Genomic DNA, 20,242 nt, shown 5'->3' with positions numbered 1-20,242 from the left:
CCACCGTCTAATTCGTCGGCAGCGTCAGATGTGTATAAGGGACAGCCCCAACCCGGGAGTCTCCGCTTCGCTCCGCCGCTTCGGCGGCGCAGAGTGATGCTCCGCGAAACCCCGCCTCCGCCCCCTTGAAGGGGAGGGAGCGAACGTGCATCACACAACCTAAAGTCACGTTAATAGTCTGAGCTGACCGGATGTTCGCCCGCGCGGGGTGCGGGGACCATCCGGTATTACGCGTATGCGCATACCGGGACCGTGCCGGCCGCGCATGGACCACTCACTGCCCAATCTCGAAGTTGGCCATCTTCTCCAGCGCCTGCACCATCGCCGAATGATCGCGGCCGGCCCCGCCGTGCGCGGCGCAGGCGTTGAAGAGCTCCTGCGCCGTCGCGGTGTTGGGCAGCGACATGCCGATCTGGCGCGCAACCGTCAGCGCGAGGTTCAGGTCCTTCTGGTGCAGCTCGATGCGGAAGCCCGGGTCGAAGGTGCGCTTGATCATGCGCTCGCCGTGCACCTCGAGGATGCGCGAGGAGGCGAAGCCGCCCATCAGCGCCTCGCGCACGCGGGCCGGGTCGGCGCCGTTCTTCGCCGCGAACAGCAGCGCCTCGGCGACCGCCTCGATGTTGAGCGCGACGATGATCTGGTTGGCGACCTTGCAGGTCTGGCCGTCGCCATTCTTGCCCACCAGCGTGATGTTCTTGCCCATCAGCTGGAACAGCGGCAGCGCCTTCTCGAAGGTGGAGTGCTTGCCGCCGACCATGATCGACAGCGTCGCCGCCTTCGCGCCGACCTGGCCGCCCGAGACCGGCGCGTCGAGGTATTCGCAGCCGACGTCGTTGATGCGCTGCGCGAATTGCTTGGTCGCGACCGGGCTGATCGAGCTCATGTCGATCACGATCTTGCCCGGCGAAAGGCCTTCCGCGACGCCGTTGGCGGCGAACAGCACCGCCTCGACGTCGGGGGTGTCGGGCACCATGACGATGATGAAGTCCGACTGCTGCGCGACTTCGCGCGCGGTCTCGCACACGGTGGCGCCGGCGTCGACGATCGGGCGCGGCACCTTGCCGTGGGTGTTCACGAACAGCGTGTGGCCGCCGTCGATGAGGTGCTGCGCCATCGGGGCGCCCATGATGCCGAGTCCGATGAATCCGATGTTTGCCATGATTGTTTCTCCTTTCCTTTTATATGTGATGTGGTCTCTGTCGTGGTCGGGGGCTTTCGTAGGGCGGGAGGAGCGTTAGCGCATCCCGCCACGCGGCGTACGTTGCGGCACGGCCGGCGGGATGCGCTGCGCTCCTCCCGCCCTACAAGGGCTCTAGCGCGTCAGCGCCTCGATCCAGCCTAATCCTTCGCGCGTCGTCGCGGCCGGCTTGTATTCGCAGCCGATCCAGCCCTCGTAGCCGCTGCGGTCGATGAAGTCGAACAGGTAGCGCCAGTTGATCTCGCCCGTGCCCGGCTCGTTGCGCCCGGGGTTGTCGGCGAGCTGGATGTGGGCGATCTGCGGCAGGAAGCGCTTGATCGTGTTCGCCAGTTCGCCTTCCATCCGTTGCGCGTGGTAGATGTCGTACTGGATGAAGAGGTTGTCCGAGCCCACTGCTTCGAGGATCTCGGCGGCCTGCGCGGTGCGGTTGAGGTAGAAGCCGGGGATGTCGTAGGTGTTGATCGGCTCGACCAGCAGGCGGATGCCCGCTCCCTTCAGCTCGCCCGCGGCGAAGCGCAGGTTCTCGATGAAGGTCTCGCGCACGCGACCCGCGTCGACCCCGGCCGGCGTCTTGCCGGCGAGGCAGTTCACCTGCTTGCAGCCGAGCGCCCGGGCGTACTCGATGGCACGGCCGACGCCGTCCTGGAATTCGCCGACGCGCGTCGGATCGCAGGCGATGCCGCGCTCGCCGGCGTCCCAGTTGCCGGCGGGCAGGTTGTGCAGCACCTGCGTCAGGCCGTAGCGATCGAGCTTCTCGGCGAGTTCATCCTTGCGGAAGGCGTAGGGGAAGAGGTACTCGACACCCTTGAAGCCGGCGTCGGCAGCCGCCTCGAAGCGGTCGAGGAAGCCGACCTCGTTGAAGAGCATCGTCAGGTTGGCAGCGAATTTAGGCATGTTCAGGTTCTCTCGAAGTGGTTCGATTCATGGGTGATCTCGGCGCCGGGTGGCGGGATGCGCTTCGCTCCTCCCGCCCTACGGTTCTCGCGGTCTCGTAGGGCGGGAGCCATCCCGCCGCAGCGGCGTTTCCGTTCCGGCCTCAATCGAGCAGCGCCACTGCGGTCGGCGCGTCCTCGCGCCTTTCGGCCAGCGCCTCGAATTCGTTGATCGCGTTGATCTCGGTGCCCATCGCGATGTTGGTCACGCGTTCGAGGATGATCTCGACCACCACCGGCACGCGGAACTCCTCCATCCACGCCTTGGCCTGGGCGAAGGCGGGGCCGATGTCCTCGGGTTTCCTCACGCGGATCGCCTTGCAGCCCAGCCCTTCGACCACGCCGACGTGATCCACGCCATAGCCTTCGGTCTCGGGCGCGTTGATGTTCTCGAACGCGAGCTGCACGCAGTAATCCATGTCGAAGCCGCGCTGCGACTGGCGGATCAGTCCGAGGTAGGCGTTATTCACGACCACGTGGATGTAGGGCAGCTTGAACTGCGCGCCCACCGCCAGCTCCTCGATCATGAATTGGAAGTCGTAGTCGCCCGAGATCGCGACGACCTTGCGCTTCGGGTCCGCGGCGCACACGCCGAGGGCCGCCGGCACGGTCCAGCCGAGGGGGCCGGCCTGGCCGCAGTTGATCCAGTGGCGCTCCTTGTACACGTGCAGGAACTGCGCCGCGGCGATCTGCGACAGGCCGATCGTCGTCACGTAGCAGGTGTCGCGGCCGAAGGACTTGTTCATCTCCTCGTACACGCGCTGCGGCTTCATCGGCACCTCGTCGAAGTGCGTCTTGCGCAGCATCGTGCGCTTGCGGCCCTGGCATTCCTCGACCCACTGGCGGCGGTCGGGCAGGCGGCCTTCCGCCTTCATCTCGCGGGCGACCTCGATCAGGCGGTCGAGCGCCGCGCCGGCGTCCGAGACGATGCCGTAGTCCGGCCCGAACACGCGGCCGATCTGGGTCGGCTCGATGTCGATATGCACGAACTTGCGGCCCTCCGTGTACACCTCGACCGAGCCGGTGTGGCGGTTTGCCCAGCGGTTGCCGATGCCCATCACGAAGTCGGACGCGAGCATCGTCGCGTTGCCGTAGCGGTGCGAGGTCTGCAGGCCCACCATGCCGGCCATCAGCGCGTGGTCGTCGGGGATCGAGCCCCAGCCCATCAGCGTCGGGATCACCGGCACACCCATGATCTCGGCGAATTCCTGCAGCTTCGCGGCGGCGTTGGCGTTGATCACGCCGCCACCCGAGACGATCAGCGGACGCTCGGCGGCGTTCATCATCGCGATCGCCTTTTCGGCCTGCGCGCGGGTCGCGGCGGGCTTGTACGCCGGCAGCGGCTCGTAGGTGTCGATGTCGAACTCGATCTCGGCCATCTGCACGTCGAAGGGCAGGTCGATCAGCACCGGGCCGGGGCGGCCCGAGCGCATGATGTGGAAGGCCTGCTGGAACACGCGCGGCACCTGCGCCGGCTCGCGCACCGTCACCGCCCACTTCGTCACCGGCTTGGCGATGGACTCGATATCGACCGCCTGGAAGTCCTCCTTGTACAGGCGGGCGCGCGGCGCCTGGCCGGTGATGCAGAGGATGGGTATCGAATCGGCCGATGCCGAGTACAGACCCGTGATCATGTCGGTGCCCGCCGGGCCCGAGGTGCCGATGCACACGCCGATGTTGCCGGCCTTGGTGCGGGTGTAGCCCTCGGCCATGTGGGAAGCGCCCTCGACGTGGCGGGCGAGGTAGTGCCTGAAGCTGCCGTCCTTGCGCAGCGCCGAGTACAGCGGGTTGATCGCCGCGCCGGGGATGCCGAACAGCGTCGTGATGCCTTCCTTGCGCAACACTGCCGCGGCGGCGTCGACTGCTCTCATGCGGGCCATGGTGTCTCCTCCTGTTTCCGTTTCGGCTCGAGGCCGTTGATTGACGTTGGATGCAGGATAGGGAGGAACGCAGCCGGAATGAATTGGAGTGGGGGTCCTTTCTGTCGATACTTCAAGTATCGAATGCGGCTCCGCCGGGGCGCGCGGAAATGAAAAGCCCCCGGCGGGCTGCCGGGGGCACGGGGCGGCGTCGTGCCGTCGCGATCAGTGGCTGACTTCGTGGCCGATGATGCCGCCGACGGCTGCACCGCCGACCGCGCCGGCCGTCGAGCCGGTCACCGCGTGGCCGACGCCCGCACCGACCGCGGCGCCGAGGATGGTGCCGCCGGTGGTCGAGCAGGCCGACAGGCTGAAGGCGGCGGCCACGATGACGAGTATCGATTTCAGGCTATGGCTGTTCATGATCTCCTCCTTGCGGAAGGCCGGCCCGCCCGCCGGTTCGGCCGGCGGGCCGGTTTGCCGCGCTTACTTCGGCGGTTCGCTGCCGGTCGCGGGTGCGGCCGGCGGTGCGGATGTCGCGTCGCCCGTCGGCGGCGACGACGTGGCCGGCGGTGTCGACTCGCTCGGCGTTGCCGGCGGAGTCGTCATCGGCGGCGCGCTGGTCGCCGGCGCGGAAGACGGCGGCGGCATCGCTGACCCGCTTTCCTCCTTGCCGCAGGCCGCCAGCAGCAGCGGCGCCATCAGCGCCGCGACGAGCAGCGGGCGGGCAAGCTTGCGGGAAGTTTTCGTGGTGCTCATGGCGTTCTCCTGTGTGTCGGGTTTCATTTCAGACGGATGTCGTTCTTCACCGAGGTCACGCCCTTCACGTTGCGGGCGAGCTGCACGGCGCGGTCGATCTCCTGCGGGTTGTTCGCGAAGCCCGAGAGCTGCACGGCGCCCTTGAAGGTCACGACCTTGATGTCCAGGGCGTTGACCGCCTTGTCCTCGACGAAGGCCGCCTTGACCTTGGTCGTGATCACGCTGTCGTCGATGTATTCGCCGGTGCTTTCGCGCGTCGGCGTGCCGCCGCAGGCCGTCAATGCAGTCAGTACTGCGACGAGCAGGGTCGTTCTGGCGATTGTGCGGTTCATGATGCGTCCTCCTCTTCATCGTTGGTCAGGCACTGCCGCCCTTGCCGGGCTGGGGTGCCGCGCCGCGGTTTTTCTCCTGCAGCGTGCGGATGAGCCCGTCGGGCCCGCCCTTGGAGAGCTCGCTCGCGAAAGTGCCGCGGTAGTTCGTCACCAGGCTCACGTTGTCGATGCTCACGTCGAACACCTTCCACTGGCCGGCGTTCTTCGTCAGGCGGTAATCCACCGCGATCGGCTGGCCGCCCGGCTGGTTGATCTGCGTGCGTACCATCGCCGCACCGTCCTCGCGGCCCGGGGTCGCCGGCTTGTAGCTCACCGTCTGGTTCTTGTACGAGGTCAGCGCGTTGGCGTAGGTGCGCACCAGCAACGTGCGGAACTCGCGGGTCAGCGCCTCGCGCTGCTCGGGCGCCGCCTGCCGCCACCCCTGGCCGACCGCCAGGCTGGTCATGCGCGGGAAGTCGAAGTGGGGGCCGATCTTTTCCTCGATCAGCGTCATCGCCTTGCGCTGGTCGCCGGCCTGCAGCGCCTTGTCCTCGCGCAGCACGGTCAGCACGTCCTCGGTCACGCCCTTCACGAGCGCGTCGGGGCTGGATTCCTGCGCGTGCAGCGCCACGGGGGCCAGCATCAGCGGCAGGCAGACGAGGCAGGTTCGCAGTGTTCGGATCATGGAAGGTCTCCTTGCAGTGGATGGCGGTGGTTCGGGGGAACCGCCCGGCGGGGCGGCGGCGGACGCAGGCTCGTGCGAGTCGCGCCCCCTCCGTGCCGTGCCCGGCGAAGTTCAGCCGACGCCGGCCGCGCTTACTGTTTCGAGCGTTTCGCCTTGTCGGCCGCGCTCCACTCGACCAGCGAGATCTTTCCGTTGCGGTCGGTGTCCATCGAATCAAAGTCCGCCTTGGTCTCGGCCGAGCGCTTGCTCTCGTCCTTCGAGATCTGCCCGTCCTTGTCCTTGTCGAGTTCCTTGAACATCGGCGGCAGCTCGGTGCGGCCAGCCTCGGGCGCCACACCCTGGGAGGCGGGCTTCGCCGGGTCGGCCGGCGTTGCCGGTTGGGCCGGTGTCGCACGCTGGGCCGGTACCCCGGTGTCGGTTGGCATCGCGGGCGTGGCCGGCGTTGCACGCTGGGCAGGTGTCGCGGGTTGGGCCGGTTCTGCGGCGGTCGCCGCGAGGGGCAGGGCGGTCGCGGCCGTTACGGCGAGCACGGTAAGAATGTTTTTCATCGCTGTTCTCCTGCTGTTGTGGGGCTATCGTTCGTTCGCGGCCCCGCCGGGCAGTGCTGCTTCGCGCCATGTGCGGGGCTCGCTGCGAGCAAGACCCATGTTAGGGATCGAGCCGGGGAGGGTCTGTCGGACGAGGCGGAATCGCGTGTAGGACGATTCCTGCAAGCCGCAGGGCGCCCGCGCGCCGTCGTGGAGATTTGCCATGAAGCTGATCAAGCCCTTAGGGGCGTCCTTTCCTGCGTCCCTGCGCGCATACGCGCGCGCCGAACGCATTGCGCGCTTCGGCCGCCACGGCCTGCTGGCCCTGGGCTGCGCGCTGGTGCTGTCGCTGTTCGGCTCGAGTTTCTGGCAGGCGGGCACCAGCCTGCGGGCGCTCGGGGATCTGCAGCTGCACGCCGAGCGCACCGGCCGCGTCGACAGCCTGATGATCCAGCTCGTCGAAGCGGAGAACGGCGTGCGCGGCTACCTGCTCACGCGCAACCGTGCCTACCTCGAGCCCTACCTGAACAGCCTCGCGACCGTCACCTATACGCTGGACGACATCCACCTCGACCTCGGCAAGGGGCCGGAGAGCGAGCAGCTCCTCGCCCAGCTCACCGGGCTCATCACGTTGCGCATGCGCATCCTCTCCGACGAAGTCGAGCGCGGCCAGCTCGTCGACCGCTCGGCCTCGGCGGACGGGCGGCGCTACATGGACGAGATCCGCAAGACGCTGGGCGAGATCAAGCGTCGCACGCGCGCGCAGGGGCAACAGTCCTTCGAGGCGTCGATCTCCCACGTCGACCGCACGCGCTGGGTCGTCGCGACGCTGGCGGGTGGCGCGCTCGCGCTGCTGCTGATCCTGTTCCTCGTGCTGCGCGCGCAGGTGCGCCTGCGCGAACAGATCGCGCGGCTGCTGGCGCAGGAGAACGTCCGCCTCGAGCGGCAGGTTCGCGCACGCACGGCCGAACTCTCGGACCTCGCGAGCTACCTCACGAACACGCGCGAGGCGGAAAAGGCGAGCCTCGCACGCGAGCTGCACGACGAGCTGGGCGCGCTGCTCACCGCCGTGCGCATGGATGTGGCGTGGATCGCCCGCAAGCTCGAACCGGCCGCCCTCGCGCCGCACCGCGAACGCTTCGACCGCCTGCTGCGCACGCTCGACAGCGGCATCGCGCTCAAGCGCCGCATCATCGACGACCTGCGTCCGCCGCTGCTGCAGGAGCTGGGCCTCGTCGCCGCGCTGCGCACGCTGGGCGAGGAATTTGCGAAGAATGCCGGCGTCGAAGTCGCACTCGACCTGCCCGACGCCGATCTGCCCCTGCCGCCCGAAATCTCGCTCGCGCTCTTCCGCATCGCACAGGAAGCGCTGACCAACGTACGTCGCCATGCGCATGCGCAGCGTGTCGAGCTGTCACTGCAGATCACGCCCGGGCACATGCAGCTTGCGGTCGCGGACGATGGCGCCGGCTTCGATGCCGATGCAGCGCGCGGGCGCCACGGCCTGGCCGGGATGCGCCATCGCGTGCAGATGTTCGCCGGCGACCTTGTAATCGACAGCGGTCACGGACAGGGCACGCGCATCCGCGCGAGCCTGCCGTACGAGCACGAGGTGCAGGGGGAAGCGTCCGCCGACGCGCCTCAGTGAGTCTCCATGGACGCGCGCCGCACGGCCTCGACGTAGTCGAGCAGGGCATCCATCTCCAACGCCTTGTCGAAGAAGCGATCCACCCCCAGCGCGCGGCAGCGCTCGCGCAGGTGCGCATGGGCGTGGTTGGTGAACACCGCCGTCGCCGGCCGGCCGTAGCGTTCGGGCTTGGCCCGCAGCGCACGCAGCACCCCGAGCCCGCTGCCTTCACGCAGGTTGAGGTCGACGATCGCCAGGTCGGGCCGCCGCTCCTGCAGCGCCTGCAACGCCTCCGCCTCGTCGCCCGCGACCGCCACCACCGCGACGCCCTCCAACTCCTCCAGCATCGCGCCGAGCAGGCTGCCGAGGAGTGGCGAATCCTCGATCAGCAGCACCTTCAGCGGCGGGCAGGTCGTGTGCGCCATCATGCGTCGCCCTCACTCGACCAGCAGCCCCTGCCGGATCGCATAGGCCGCCAGCTCCGCATTGCTCGCCACCTCCAGCTTCTCCAGCACGCGCGAGCGGTAGGTGCTCACCGTCTTCACGCTCAGCGCCAGTGAATCCGCGATCTCCGTCACCGACTCGCCCCGCGCCAGACGCAGGAACACCTGCAGCTCGCGGTCCGACAGCGACTCGTGCGGCGGCGCCGTGCCGCCCCCCGTCAGCTCCTCGGCGAGCAGCTCCGCGGTGCGCGCCGACACGTAGCGCCGCCCCTCCGCCACGGTGCGGATCGCGCGGATCAGCTCCTCGCGCTCGCAATCCTTGCACAGATAGCCGTCGGCGCCGCTGCGCAGCAAGGCCATCGCATAGCGGTCCTCGGGAAAGCCCGACAGCACCAGCACGCGCACCCCCTCGAAGCGCTGGCGGATCGCACGCAGCACATCGACCCCGCTCTGGCCGGGCAGGGCGAGGTCCAGCAGCACGACGTCGGCGCCCGTCTCGCGCAGCGCGTCCAGCGCGTCCTCACCCGAGGCGGCCTCGAAGGCGATCTCCAGGTCCAGCTCGTCCGCAAGCATCTCGCGGAAGCCCGCGCGCACGATCTGGTGGTCATCGACGATGGCGATTCTGAGCATGCAGTCTCCCGAAGTGGCACCTGCGGGTTTAGTCCGCCGATGTCCGCTTGCGTTCGCGTCCTCTCTTTCGCGCCCGCACGTCATGTAGGGCAGGAGGAGCGCAGCGTATCCCGCCAGTCCAACGTACGGGGGAGGTTCCAGCGCTGTCTGGCGGGATACGCCTTCGGCTCCTCCCGCCCTACGTTCCGTGCCTGCGACAGGTGTGTCGGAACGCGGAGTCCCTCGTAGGGCGGGAGCAGCGTAGCGTATCCCGCCACGCGGCGTTCGGGCGGTCTCTGGCGCTTCGATTGGCGGCGCCCTTGCCAAACTCGGCCTTCGGCTTTCCCTCCCTACGTCCCGCGGCGATTAACCCGGATAGCAGTATCTACGCACCGCCCACCGGCAGCGCCTGCCGGTCGATCACCCGCCGCAGCACGAAGCTCGAATGCACCCCCGTCACGCCCGGAATGCGCGTGATGCGGTTGAGCAGCAACTCCTGGTAGGCGTCCATGTCGCGCACCACCACCTTCAGCTGGTAATCCGCCGCCTGGCCCGTGATCAGCAGGCACTCCAGCACCTCCGGAATGTCCAGCACCGCCGCCTCGAAGTCCGTGAAACGCTCCTGCGTATGCCGGTCCATCGAGATCTGGATCAGCGCCATCAGCGTCAGGCCCAGCGCCTTCGCATTCACCTGCGCGCGATAGCCGGAGATGAGGCCGGAGTCCTCCAGCGCCCGCACGCGCCGCAGGCAGGGCGAGGGCGACAGGCCGATGCGGTCGGCCAGGTCCTGGTTGCTGATGCGTCCATCCTGCTGCAGCACGCGCAGGATCTCACGGTCGTAGCGGTCGAGTTCCATCGGATTGCCGGTTTTGTGTTTGTGTTCGGTGTCCATGTCGTAAAATCTAGCATGTGCGCAACAATCTGCCAAAAATCGCCGTAGTGCACTGCAAAAACGCAAGCCTCTGCCAAGCCCTATTGCGTACCATGCTCCTCATCGACAACGACAACAGCGCCCGGACCCCATCATGTTGACCGACCCGTCCCGCAAGTACCGTCCCTTCCCGCCGGTAAACCTCCCGGACCGCCAGTGGCCCGGCCGCGTCATCGACAAGCATCCGATCTGGATGAGCACGGACCTGCGCGACGGCAACCAGTCCATCTTCGAGCCGATGGACGCGGCGAAGAAGTTGCAGCTCTTCCACACGCTGTGCGACATCGGCTTCAAGGAAATCGAGGTCGCCTTCCCGTCCGCGTCGCAGATCGAGTTCGACTTCGTGCGCGAATTGATCGAAGGCGGCCACATCCCCGACGACGTCACCATCGAAGTCCTCACCCAGGCGCGCGAGGAACTCATCCGCCGCACCATGGAATCGATCCGCGGCGCCAAGCGCGTGATCGTGCACGTCTACAACGCCACCTCCGAAACCTTCCGCGAGACGGTCTTCGGCATGACCAAGCCGCAGATCATCGAACTCGCCGTGTCGACCGTGAAGCTCATCAAGGAACTCGCGGCCCAGCAGCCCGAGACCGACATCCGGCTCCAGTACAGCCCCGAAACCTTCACCGCCACCGAGCTCGACTTCGCGCTCGAAGTCTGCAACGCCGTCACCGAAGCCTGGGGCGCGACCCCCGACAACAAGGTCATCCTCAACCTCCCCGCGACGGTCGAGGTCGCCACGCCCAACGTCCATGCCGACCAGATCGAGTGGATGCACCGCAACGTCGCGCGCCGCGACAGCGTCCTCATCAGCGTGCACCCCCACAACGACCGCGGCACCGCCGTCGCCGCCGCCGAACTCGGCCTCATGGCCGGCGCCGACCGCGTCGAAGGCTGCCTCTTCGGCAACGGCGAGCGCACCGGCAACGTCGACATCGTCACCCTCGCGCTCAACCTCTACACGCAAGGCGTCAATCCGGGCCTCGACTTCTCGGACATCAACGCCGTCGCCAGAACCGTGGAGCACTGTACCCAGCTCCCCATCTCCCCGCGCCACCCCTACGTCGGGGACCTCGTCTTCACGGCCTTCTCCGGCTCCCACCAGGACGCCATCAAGAAGGGCTTTGCGGCTCACAAGGCCGATCAACCGTGGAACGTGCCCTACCTCCCGATCGACCCGGCGGACGTCGGCCGCAGCTACGACTCGGTGATCCGGGTCAACAGCCAGTCCGGGAAGGGCGGGATCGCCTACCTGCTCGAGACCGAATACGGCATCGTCCTGCCGCGGCGCCTGCAGGTCGAATTCGCCGCCGTCGTGCAGAAGCACGCCGACACGCACAAGGGCGAAGTGACCGCCGCAGACATCTGGCGCCTGTTCTCCGAGACCTATCTCGCCAACGACCAGTCGGTGCGCTACGTCGAGCACCACCTCTTCGAGCACGACGCCGCGCAAGGCATCCGCCTCACGCTCGAAGTCAACGGCCAGCCGCAGACCCTCGTCGCCGAAGGCAACGGCCCCATCGACGCCGCCGTCCGTGCGCTGCACGGCATCGGCATCGACCTGCAGGTACGCAGCTACGAGGAGCGCTCCTTCGGCAGCAGCGCCCAATGCGGCGACGCCCGCGCCTACGCGCTGATCGAAGTGGCGAGGCCGGGCGCCGCCGGCGACTGCTTCGGCGTCGGCATCGACGAGAACATCGTCACCGCGTCGATCAAGGCGATGGTCAGCGCGCTGAACCGCGCCGGCGGCGCCGCGCTCGCGACCGACAGACCGCACGCCGCCTGACGGGGCGGCAGGGCGCAGACGCTCGTGCGTCTGCGCCTCTCCCATCAAGGGGGGGCACAACATAGGGTGTCGCCCCTTCCGCTTCGGCGCGTGCCGATCCCCTCGCATGCACGCGGCTTCTGCCTGACGTCGAGTTCATCGACGACTCCCCTCGCGTCTTCTGCGCCGTCCCCTCCGCGACTGCCGTCGAAACCTTCGCACGCGTCCCGCGTCGCGCAGCATTGATCGAGCATCAGTGCTGACCCTGTCGCGCCTACCGACAGACGCACTTCATCGCCTGCCCAGAGTTCGTGTCGCGGACGGCCTTTCATGAGAAATCAATGGCTTGTGCAATACTCCGCGCGGCACGTCGTGTGCATTTGACAGGGGCATACCGCTCGGCTAAGTTGAGTGAATCCGAAACGCCCGAAGGCAGCTCGCAGCTCGCAGGGCGCTGGTAGGGTATTCCCAGCCACAATAGGCCGATTCCGTCTAGCTCAATATTGACGGATTCGGTCTACTACAACTGTTAGACCTATCCTTTCCACTCCCCAGAACGCAGACAAACGCAATGACATACGATGAAATCGCGAAGCTCGCAGAAGAATTGAGTTACCGGGATAAGTTCAGACTTGCTCAACTCTTGATTCAACTGGGAAGAAAGGAGGAAGAGGAGCAGTACCCGGAAGCCCGCAAGGCGGCGGCGCCTTCTGGCGAAGATCTTACGAACTACGTGTACGAACGCCTAGTGAAACTGAAACCGTCGAAGAAGAGTACCTTGCTGAACGCAATTGGCGCGATGTTTCAGTTTCAGGGCGGAATCTCAGATTTCGATAAAGACCAAATCGTCCATAAACTCCAAAAGCTAGGTCACATCTCCATTGACCAAAACAACCGCGTAGTCTTTGCAAGCAATGGCGCAAATGTCTAACACTACGCTGCATCCGACCGGGCAAAAGCTGCGCTTTTGCCCGTCGGCTGAGCTACGACGTTAGCCTACGAAACCAATATGCGTCGCTACATTTGGTCTCGCTTGAACAAGCAGCAAGTCGGAGCCTATGCCGAATACTTCGTCAAAATGGAACTGACAATGTACGGCTTTCAGGTCTACGAAACAGAGGTCGACGATCGAGGCATCGATTTCATCGCAAGGTTCAATGATGGTCCCTTCATCGAAGTGCAGGTGAAATCCTTACGCGCTCTTGGATACATTTTTGCGCAAAAGGAGAAGTTTGCGCTTCGGGACAACTTATATATGGCGGTCGCACTGTTTACCGAAGGATCGCCACCCACCCTTTATCTGATTCCATCATTGACTTGGAACAATCCAAGTCAGTTGTTCGTGAGCAGAGACTACGAAGGTTTGAAGAGCAAACCGGAATGGGGGCTGAACTTGTCTCAAAAGAACATGGCCGCTCTTGAACCGTTCCGTTTTGACGAATCGGTTCATCGCCTATGCAATTAATGGCTAACCATCGCTTGCAGCGGACCGTCAAAAAGCTTGCGCTTTTTGTCGCCCGCTGAAGGCAAACGTTCGGCGTCTTATCTATGAACCGCGCTCCCAAGACACGCGACTACTTTGCCGAGATGTATGTGGCGGGTGTCCTTGCCGATGCTGGATGGCAAATCTACTTCCCGCGCCGCGACGTCGGGTTTGACTTCATCGCTATCAAATCACACGGGGAGCAATCGATCATTCGGCCGATACAGGTCAAGGGAAAGTACCCGACTGAAACGAAGACCGATAAACAGAACTACGGATACGACGGAAAGCTAACGCAGGTACACCCTGAAATGGTCTTGGCCATTCCGTTCTTCTCGCACGAAAATGCGAAGGCGCCCGAGTGCGTGGCTTACATGCCTCGCGGTCAGCTCAGAGATCGTTCCACGGAAGACCGCTACTACACTTTTCCTGCGTTATTCCGCGACGGAAAGACAGTGCCGAGAAGAGACTTCCGAAAGTTCTTCGATGAGCGCGGCCTTCGTCTCTTGCTCTCGTCGAGCTTTTCAACAGAAGAGCCAGGGGCGAGCGAAGACGCCGATCCCTGCAATACACCGGACCTTGCGCATAAAGCCGCGCAAGGCCGGTGATTTTGAACGTTATGGCTATAAGGAAACTCAATGGCCGACTTTAACTGGAACGGTGACGCTCTCCTGTCAAGTGCCGTGGGAGCCCTCATCGGCAGTGCTCTTACGCTCGCAGGTGTCTATTATTCCCATTGGCTCCAAAAGCGACAGAACGCTCAGAAGGATGCCGAGCATCTTCTTGGCTTGCTACAGGGAATTCACGACGAAATTGAAACCCTATGGGAGAGCTACACGTCGAGCGTTGGAGCACATTCCGAGGCTTTGCAGGATAGCATCCCGCTCATGGTATTTTGGCCAATCACTCAGGACTACTTCACGATTTACAACACGAACGCCTTCTTCATCGGCAAGATCAGGGACCATGACCTCCGAAAGTGCATTGTTGCCACATACTCCAAGGCCCGGGGTCTAATCGATACGTACCGACTGAACAACGAACTTCTCCAGAAGTTCGAATACGCAACCCTCCTTGCTCAGGAGTCGCAAACAACCGTTCACGAGGCAAATGCCCAAGCGCGGTATCAAGTGTTGGTGGAGTACGCCAGTCAAGTGAAAGTGCGACACATTGAACTGAAGGCTATGGTTGCTGAGTTGTTGCGGCGTCTTCGGAAGGAAGGAGTTCTTTCTGGAAATGGTCCCGGAAAGCCCTAACCCTCGCTTCGCTCGGCGGCTCCTCATGCTAATTCGTTAGGGCCCATCACAAATGACTTTGAGCCTCAAGCAGAGCGCGGTTCTGGTCGTTGCAGGCGTTTTTCTCACGATCGTCGCGTATGCCGTCCTGATTCTCTATCTTACGTGGCCAATTTCCGAGTTCTCGATAGCTAAGTCAGGAACGTTCGGAGACAGCTTCGGAGTCGTAACGTCGCTGTTCTCGGGCTTGGCTTTCGCCGGCATTATTTTGACCATCATCCTGCAACGTCAGGAGCTGACGGAGTCGCGTGAGATCTTCCGTATCCAGCGCTTCGAAGGTTCCTTCTACAGAATTCTGGAACTCTATCGGAAGAATCTTGAGGAGATCAGAATCACTGACGCTCAGTCGGGTATTACCTATCACGCGATTGACGCTCTGAATTTTGTCTGCAAGAAGCTCAATGAGACTATGCAGAAGTATTCCTCGTTCTTAGAGGATGAGAACCAACGAGTGATCTATGAATCGCAGCTCTTTGTAGAGGTTCAGAAGCTGATCCGGCGTCAGGCTCGATACCTTGGAACCCTTCAGAGTTTGCTTGAATTGATCGAGCGTGACCTGCCGACTGCTCGTGAACGTGAGCCATACTGGAACATCGTTGCGAATCAGCTTACGTCACACGAAGGTCGATACTTGTTCTACAGCTGTCTCGTCGCAGACAAAGAAGACCCGCTGCTTCTATTAATGCATCGGTCCGGGATGATCGAGGAGCGACTTAAGAACAACAACATCAGCCGTACCCATAAGTCCCTCTACGAAAGAGTCCATGGAATTACCATCTCTCGACCAAGCAGCCGACTGGTGATGCCTCACCCTCCTGAGGAAATCAAGCGAGTAAAGCGACTTGCTCGAAAGCAAAAGAAAGCTGCTGCTGAATCCAGAAGAGTGGCTTCAAAACCACTAGAGCCCACCGAGGAACTTGATCATGAGGCCTAACATGTCGTTCCATCGGACGGCCTTCGGTCGCCATTGAACTTTGATGTTGTGGTCCATGAGCCATTTGTCAGTTCCGGTCGAGCATTGCATGCCGTACCCCCAGTGCAGACTCCTGCATTCTCTGCGGCCTGCGGAGCATTCGAATGTTTGAGCTGAAAACTATTGCGCTGTTCCTCGTCACGGCAGTCGCCGAGATTGTTGGCTGTTACCTGCCATACCTTTGGCTCAAGGAAGGCAAGAGCGCTTGGCTTCTCGTTCCCGCTTCGCTGAGTCTGGCGCTTTTTGCGTGGCTGCTTTCACTCCATCCCGCAGCAGCGGGGCGTGTTTACGCGGCCTACGGCGGCGTTTACGTTTTCGTCGCCATCATGTGGCTATGGCTCGTCGATGGAATCAAACCCACCGCGTGGGATATCGCCGGTTCTCTCGTTGCGGTGGTCGGCATGGCAATCATTATGTTTGCTCCACGGCATGCATAGCCTCCACAGTCCCTGCGTCTGTGGCCCAACCCGGCAGTCGAGCGGCCTCCGCGAAAGGCCGCGCAGGCCGCTCCCTTCCACGCCAGGCGACCGGAACACAAAGGAGATCATGCGATGCGAAAATTGATCATGTGGAATCTCATCACCCTCGATGGTTGCTTCGAGGGGGCGAAGAGCTGGGACTTGCCGTGGCACGAACGGGTCTGGGGCGAAGAACTCGAACGATTCTCTCTTGAGCAGTTGGCGTCGGCCGATGCGCTTCTGTTCGGCCGCGTAACCTATGAGGGCATGGCCGCATATTGGCAGACGGAACGGGGAAGCATTGCGGACTACATGAACAGCCTTCCGAAGGTGGTCTGTTCGCGCACGCTGCAGACTGCGGCCTGGAACAACACGACGCTGGTGAAGGACAAGGTCGCTGAGGAAGTGGCCAGGCTGAAGCAACAGGGAAACGGAAACATATTCGTCTTCGGGAGCGCCGATCTCTCGAAGACGCTGATGAACGAGGGGCTTTTCGACGAATATCGTATTGGTATCGCTCCAGTCATTCATGGCAAGGGCAGACCCCTGTTTGCTGACGGATTGAAGCAGCGAGAGCTTCAGTTGCTCGAATCACGCCCGCTTTCGGTCGGCTGCGTGATCCTTCGCTATCAAGGAATGGCGTGAGAAGCTCATCCCGAGACGGTTCGTCTGACAACGCCATCGACACAGGCAGGCAATAGCGTTGCGTCGCGCTGCGCTGGTCCGCCGGTTGTGGCGGACGTACCGCGGGGGCGACTGAATTCTGGAGCAGAACACAGCAATGAAGACTCAATACTTCGCAGCCACAAGTCTTGATGGCTTCATCGCCACCGAGGATGACTCTCTGGATTGGCTCTTTCCACTCGGCGACCTGAACGACTCGGGTTATCCCGAGTTCATTGCCGGGGTCGGCGCGCTGGCCATGGGATCGGCCACCTACGAGTGGATGCTTCGCAATTCGGAGAGGGTTGTCGCCGAAACGGGTTCGCCGTGGCCCTATGTACAGCCCGTCTGGGTATTCACCAGTCGCACGCTCCCGATCATCAAAGGTGCAAACATCCGGTTCGTGAAAGGGGATGTGCGCCCCATTCACGAGGACATGCGCGTTGCAGCCGGTACCCGGAACATCTGGATTGTCGGCGGCGGTGACCTCGCCGGGCAGTTCCATGATGCGGGTCTTTTGGACGAGCTGATCATCCAGATCGGTTCGGTCACCCTTGGCAGGGGCAAGCAACTGTTTCCTCGCAGGGTGTTGAGCCCGACCCTGCGCCTGGTGTCGGTTCGCCAGATCGGTGCAGGGATGGCGGTACTCCGTTATGAAGTATGCAAGAGCGGTGGTGCCGACGCCGCCTGACAATTCACCGCAGCGGACGGCGCTGACGGGCCGGCGGGTGTCGCGGGAGACCCATGCGTAACGAATTTGCGCTATGGTGAAGTGTTGCCGATGGCATCTCGCGGTCGGCGGATCATCCTAAAGGAGTCGTCATGGGACTTTTCAGCAGCATCCTCGCGAAGTTGGGGTTCGGCGATGACGCAGCACCCCCCGCAGGGTCGGCCGCCCCGGCTTCCACAACCGCCGGAGCGCAGTCAGCGCCCGCAACGCCGGCTGCCGCCCCCGTGGCGATCTCTCAGGTTGATGTCGTGGCGAAGCTTGAGGCACTTTCCGCCGCGAGTGCGCAGAAGCTCAATTGGAAGGTGTCGATTGTCGACCTGATGAAGCTGCTTGGCCTGGACAGCAGTCTTGCGGCGCGCAAGGAGCTGGCAGCCGAGCTTGGCTGTCCCGGTGACAAGATGGGGGATTCCGCGCAGATGAACATCTGGCTACACAAGGCGGTCCTGCAGCGCCTGGCGGACAACGGCGGGAATATCCCCAGCGAGCTCCTGTAGCCGGGTGGTCCGGTTCCGGGCGTTTGATCTCTTTTGCATGACCACCGCGCAATCCTGCGCATTCTTTGTTCAACAAGAGGAGCATCCAAATGGCGGGTTGGTTCGAGCTGAGCAAGAGTAGCGATGGACAGTTTCGCTTCGTTCTCAAGGCAGGTAACGGCGAGACGATTCTCACGAGCGAGTTGTACAAGGCCAAGGGGTCGGCGGAGAACGGGGTCGCATCGGTGCAGGCGAATTGCGGGAGCGATGAACGCTATGAGCGCAAGACCTCGTCTGCCGGGAAGGAATTCTTCAATCTGAAGGCTGCGAATAGTCAGGTGATCGGGACGAGCCAGATGTATGCGTCCGCAGCCGCCCGCGATGCCGGCATCGCAAGCGTGAAGGAGAACGGGGCGACGAAGACGGTCAAGGACAACACCTGATCCGTTTGCTGCGCGGGGCGTCCAGGGGATCGCTTTCCTGGTCGCCTCGGCAAGGCGGGAAGTCAGTCGTTCAACGGCAGGACGGCGCATAATCTCGCGGACTGGATCAATGAACGCGTAGCCGGCCTGCCCGAACTTCCGACGCCAGGATGACCCCTCACGCCAACGTGACATGCCCCGCTTGCATGAGCCAGGACTGCCGCAAGTCCGGTTGGCGATCGGACGCCGAGAGGCACATGAATCCGGGGCTGCGGCCGTATCGTTGCCGCGCCTGCCATCATCGTTTCTGGGCGCCCCCCGCGTCGTCGGGCCGGCGCTTCGCTTTTTCCGCCGGCGCGCTGCCGCTGGTGCTCATCGCCATCGCGGTGTTCTGGGCCTTCGACGAGCCGCGAGTGGATGAACTCGCGACAAATGAGCCCGTCCCGGCGCAAGCCGCGATCGATCCGCATACGCTGAGGGAGGCACAGGAAGGCGATGCGGACGCCCAGGTCCGGATTGCGAAGATCCTGCTGTTCGGTGGTGTACAGGAGGGCGACCAGGCCGCCGAAGCGGTACGCTGGCTGCAGGCGGCGGCGGAGAATGGAAAGCCCGCGGCGATGGTGATGCTCGGAAAGCTCTACCGCAGCGGCTTCGGTGTGTTGCAGGACTATGGCCAGGCCCTGAAGTGGATCCGGACGGCAGCCGAAACGGGGGATCCCGACGGCATGCTCGAACTGGGGCGTTTGTACCGTGACGGCGTGGGTATGCCGCGGGATCCGGTGCTCGCCTACGTGTGGTTCAATCGCGCCGCGGCGGCGCTGCAGGTCGATGCGGTACGACATCGCGCGGACGTGGCGCGCGGCCTGACTGCGGACCAGCTGAAGGAGGCGCAGGCCCAGTCGCTGGCGCTTGACGCTAGCCAGGCCGACGCAAAGCTGGCGAAGGACGGCAGGCAATGACTGCGCCTTGGTCTTGCCGGAGTCATGGCGGGAAGCGCTACGCTTATCCCGCCTTGCGATCCGCGGTGGACTGAGCCGCGGCGAACGCACCGAGCCGCCGGATTGCGTCTTCGAGGCGCGGCGACCAGGGGTAGCCGCAGTTCAGGCGCAGGCAGTTGCGGAAGTGTCCGGCGGCGGAGAAGAGTTCGCCGGGCACGATCGCGATGCCGGCCTGTGCCGCGTCCTCGAACAGCGCCATGCCGTCGCCGCCGGCCGGCAGCTCGACCCACAGCACGAAACCACCCTGCGGCTGCGAGATGCGCGTGCCGGCGGGGAAGTGGCGCAGCACCGCTTCCGACATCTGCATGACCTGCTTCTGGAAGGCGCGGCGCAGGAAGCGCAGGTGGCGGTCAGAGGCCGTCGATTCGAGGTAGCGCGCGGCGACGGCCTGCGTCACGGGGTTCGTCGCGCCCGAGGTCAGCGTCTTCTGCAGCGTCACCGCGGCGTGATAGCGCCCGGCCGCGACGTAGCCCAGGCGCAGCGAGGGGATCAGCGTCTTCGACAGCGAGGAGCACAGCATGACGTTGCCGCTGGTGTCGAAGGACTTCAGCGGCCAGGGGCGCTGCGTGCCGAAATAGAGTTCGCCGAAGATGTCGTCCTCGATCACCGGGATGCCGCGTTCGGCGGTCAGCGCGGCCAGCCGCCGCTTCTCCTCGTCGGGCATCAGGCTGCACAGCGGGTTGTTGAAGTTGGTGACGAGCAGGCAGGCGGCGATGCGCCGTTCGCGGCTGGCGATCTCCAGCGCGTCGACCGACAGGCCGAGTCGCGGATGGGTCGGGATTTCCAGCGCCTTCAGGCCGAGTTGCTCCAGCAGCTGCAGCATCAGGTAGTAGGAGGGCGATTCGACGGCGACCGTGTCGCCGGGCTTGGTCACCGCGCGCAGGCACAGCAGCAGGGCTTCGGTGCAGGAGTTGGTGACGACGATCTCGTCGGCCGCGAGCGGCTGGCCCCAGGTGAGCGAATGCCGCACGAGCTGGCGCACGAGCTCGGGGTGGTTGAGCATGGAGTGGCTCGCGGCGTCGAGGAGGTGCCCGGCGTGGCGGCCGATTTGCCCGTACAGCCGCTGCAGCGGCGCGATGGGGAGCAGTTCGGGGG

At 64.0% G+C, this 20,242-nt stretch carries 25 protein-coding genes; 13 read left to right on the top strand and 12 right to left on the bottom strand.

Translation table 11 applies throughout. The features are described 5' to 3' along the window. Positions 1-274 precede the first annotated feature (274 nt). The 8 genes from glxR to GO615_RS24565 all read right to left on the bottom strand — a co-directional run bounded on the left by glxR (position 275) and on the right by GO615_RS24565 (position 6,292). Positions 275-1,159, bottom strand: coding sequence for a 2-hydroxy-3-oxopropionate reductase (gene glxR / locus GO615_RS24600; RefSeq protein ID WP_169132501.1), 885 nt, complete (start codon positions 1,157-1,159; stop codon positions 275-277). 153 nt (positions 1,160-1,312) lie between these two features. Beyond that, positions 1,313-2,092: a hydroxypyruvate isomerase gene (gene hyi, locus GO615_RS24595; protein ID WP_169132500.1), complete on the bottom strand. Its 780-nt coding sequence runs from the start codon at positions 2,090-2,092 to the stop codon at positions 1,313-1,315. A gap of 142 nt (positions 2,093-2,234) precedes the next feature. After that, the gene (gene gcl / locus GO615_RS24590; RefSeq protein ID WP_169132499.1) at positions 2,235-4,010 is read right to left on the bottom strand and encodes a glyoxylate carboligase; all 1,776 of its coding nucleotides are present in this window, start codon (positions 4,008-4,010) and stop codon (positions 2,235-2,237) included. A 204-nt stretch (positions 4,011-4,214) separates the two neighbouring features. After that, positions 4,215-4,412 (bottom strand): YMGG-like glycine zipper-containing protein, encoded by a 198-nt coding sequence (locus GO615_RS24585; protein WP_169132498.1) that lies wholly within the window; start codon positions 4,410-4,412, stop codon positions 4,215-4,217. A gap of 63 nt (positions 4,413-4,475) precedes the next feature. Then, the gene (locus tag GO615_RS24580; RefSeq protein ID WP_169132497.1) at positions 4,476-4,748 is read right to left on the bottom strand and encodes a hypothetical protein; all 273 of its coding nucleotides are present in this window, start codon (positions 4,746-4,748) and stop codon (positions 4,476-4,478) included. A 23-nt stretch (positions 4,749-4,771) separates the two neighbouring features. Then, entirely contained in the window at positions 4,772-5,080 is a 309-nt protein-coding gene (locus GO615_RS24575) for a BON domain-containing protein (RefSeq protein ID WP_169132496.1), read from the bottom strand. A 25-nt stretch (positions 5,081-5,105) separates the two neighbouring features. Continuing rightward, complete coding sequence (locus GO615_RS24570) at positions 5,106-5,744, bottom strand: MlaC/ttg2D family ABC transporter substrate-binding protein (protein WP_169132495.1); 639 nt, start codon at positions 5,742-5,744, stop codon at positions 5,106-5,108. 131 nt (positions 5,745-5,875) lie between these two features. Further along, complete coding sequence (locus tag GO615_RS24565) at positions 5,876-6,292, bottom strand: EF-hand domain-containing protein (protein WP_169132494.1); 417 nt, start codon at positions 6,290-6,292, stop codon at positions 5,876-5,878. A 202-nt stretch (positions 6,293-6,494) separates the two neighbouring features. On the opposite strand from GO615_RS24565, the gene GO615_RS24560 reads away from it, so the two are divergent. Beyond that, entirely contained in the window at positions 6,495-7,919 is a 1,425-nt protein-coding gene (locus GO615_RS24560) for a CHASE3 domain-containing protein (protein WP_169132493.1), read from the top strand. On the opposite strand, the gene GO615_RS24555 is transcribed toward GO615_RS24560, so the two are convergent. The 3 genes from GO615_RS24555 to GO615_RS24545 form a co-directional block, all read right to left on the bottom strand. Further along, complete coding sequence (locus tag GO615_RS24555; RefSeq protein ID WP_339380129.1) at positions 7,913-8,326, bottom strand: response regulator; 414 nt, start codon at positions 8,324-8,326, stop codon at positions 7,913-7,915. The genes GO615_RS24560 and GO615_RS24555 overlap by 7 nt on opposite strands. Before the next feature lie 9 nt (positions 8,327-8,335). Next, entirely contained in the window at positions 8,336-8,971 is a 636-nt protein-coding gene (locus tag GO615_RS24550) for a response regulator (RefSeq protein ID WP_169132492.1), read from the bottom strand. A gap of 364 nt (positions 8,972-9,335) precedes the next feature. Then, a complete protein-coding gene (locus tag GO615_RS24545; protein WP_169132503.1) occupies positions 9,336-9,806 on the bottom strand; it encodes an Lrp/AsnC family transcriptional regulator in 471 nt (156 codons plus the stop codon). 169 nt (positions 9,807-9,975) lie between these two features. On the opposite strand from GO615_RS24545, the gene leuA reads away from it, so the two are divergent. The 12 genes from leuA to GO615_RS24485 all read left to right on the top strand — a co-directional run bounded on the left by leuA (position 9,976) and on the right by GO615_RS24485 (position 19,108). Further along, positions 9,976-11,673 carry a 2-isopropylmalate synthase gene (gene leuA, locus GO615_RS24540; protein WP_211167343.1) on the top strand — a complete coding sequence of 566 codons (1,698 nt, stop codon included), beginning with the start codon at positions 9,976-9,978 and terminating at the stop codon, positions 11,671-11,673. 550 nt (positions 11,674-12,223) lie between these two features. Continuing rightward, on the top strand, positions 12,224-12,583 hold the full coding sequence (locus GO615_RS24535; RefSeq protein ID WP_169132491.1) for a hypothetical protein: 360 nt from the start codon (positions 12,224-12,226) through the stop codon (positions 12,581-12,583). 78 nt (positions 12,584-12,661) lie between these two features. Then, positions 12,662-13,117, top strand: coding sequence for a DUF4365 domain-containing protein (locus GO615_RS24530; protein WP_169132490.1), 456 nt, complete (start codon positions 12,662-12,664; stop codon positions 13,115-13,117). Between the two features lie 83 nt (positions 13,118-13,200). Then, the gene (locus tag GO615_RS24525; protein ID WP_169132489.1) at positions 13,201-13,743 is read left to right on the top strand and encodes a hypothetical protein; all 543 of its coding nucleotides are present in this window, start codon (positions 13,201-13,203) and stop codon (positions 13,741-13,743) included. Between the two features lie 30 nt (positions 13,744-13,773). Continuing rightward, positions 13,774-14,391: a hypothetical protein gene (locus GO615_RS24520; protein ID WP_169132488.1), complete on the top strand. Its 618-nt coding sequence runs from the start codon at positions 13,774-13,776 to the stop codon at positions 14,389-14,391. A gap of 52 nt (positions 14,392-14,443) precedes the next feature. After that, a complete protein-coding gene (locus tag GO615_RS24515; RefSeq protein ID WP_169132480.1) occupies positions 14,444-15,364 on the top strand; it encodes a hypothetical protein in 921 nt (306 codons plus the stop codon). 143 nt (positions 15,365-15,507) lie between these two features. Then, entirely contained in the window at positions 15,508-15,840 is a 333-nt protein-coding gene (locus GO615_RS24510; protein WP_169132487.1) for a YnfA family protein, read from the top strand. A 114-nt stretch (positions 15,841-15,954) separates the two neighbouring features. After that, the gene (locus tag GO615_RS24505) at positions 15,955-16,506 is read left to right on the top strand and encodes a dihydrofolate reductase family protein (RefSeq protein ID WP_169132486.1); all 552 of its coding nucleotides are present in this window, start codon (positions 15,955-15,957) and stop codon (positions 16,504-16,506) included. 136 nt (positions 16,507-16,642) lie between these two features. Continuing rightward, a complete protein-coding gene (locus GO615_RS24500) occupies positions 16,643-17,215 on the top strand; it encodes a dihydrofolate reductase family protein (protein WP_169132485.1) in 573 nt (190 codons plus the stop codon). A 131-nt stretch (positions 17,216-17,346) separates the two neighbouring features. After that, positions 17,347-17,748 (top strand): DUF3597 domain-containing protein, encoded by a 402-nt coding sequence (locus GO615_RS24495; RefSeq protein ID WP_169132484.1) that lies wholly within the window; start codon positions 17,347-17,349, stop codon positions 17,746-17,748. Between the two features lie 89 nt (positions 17,749-17,837). Then, the gene (locus GO615_RS24490) at positions 17,838-18,170 is read left to right on the top strand and encodes a YegP family protein (RefSeq protein WP_169132483.1); all 333 of its coding nucleotides are present in this window, start codon (positions 17,838-17,840) and stop codon (positions 18,168-18,170) included. Positions 18,171-18,406: 236 nt separating this feature from the next. Beyond that, positions 18,407-19,108: a tetratricopeptide repeat protein gene (locus tag GO615_RS24485; RefSeq protein ID WP_246262445.1), complete on the top strand. Its 702-nt coding sequence runs from the start codon at positions 18,407-18,409 to the stop codon at positions 19,106-19,108. Between the two features lie 43 nt (positions 19,109-19,151). Here GO615_RS24485 and GO615_RS24480 read toward each other — a convergent pair. Then, positions 19,152-20,242 (bottom strand): aminotransferase-like domain-containing protein (locus GO615_RS24480; RefSeq protein ID WP_169132481.1); only part of this gene is annotated, 1,091 nt, incomplete at its 5' end.

The organism is Aromatoleum evansii, assembly GCF_012910805.1.
Lineage (GTDB): Bacteria > Pseudomonadota > Gammaproteobacteria > Burkholderiales > Rhodocyclaceae > Aromatoleum > Aromatoleum evansii.
The sequence above is the reverse complement of the archived record's forward strand: the minus strand, read 5'-3'. Positions and strand labels throughout refer to the sequence as shown.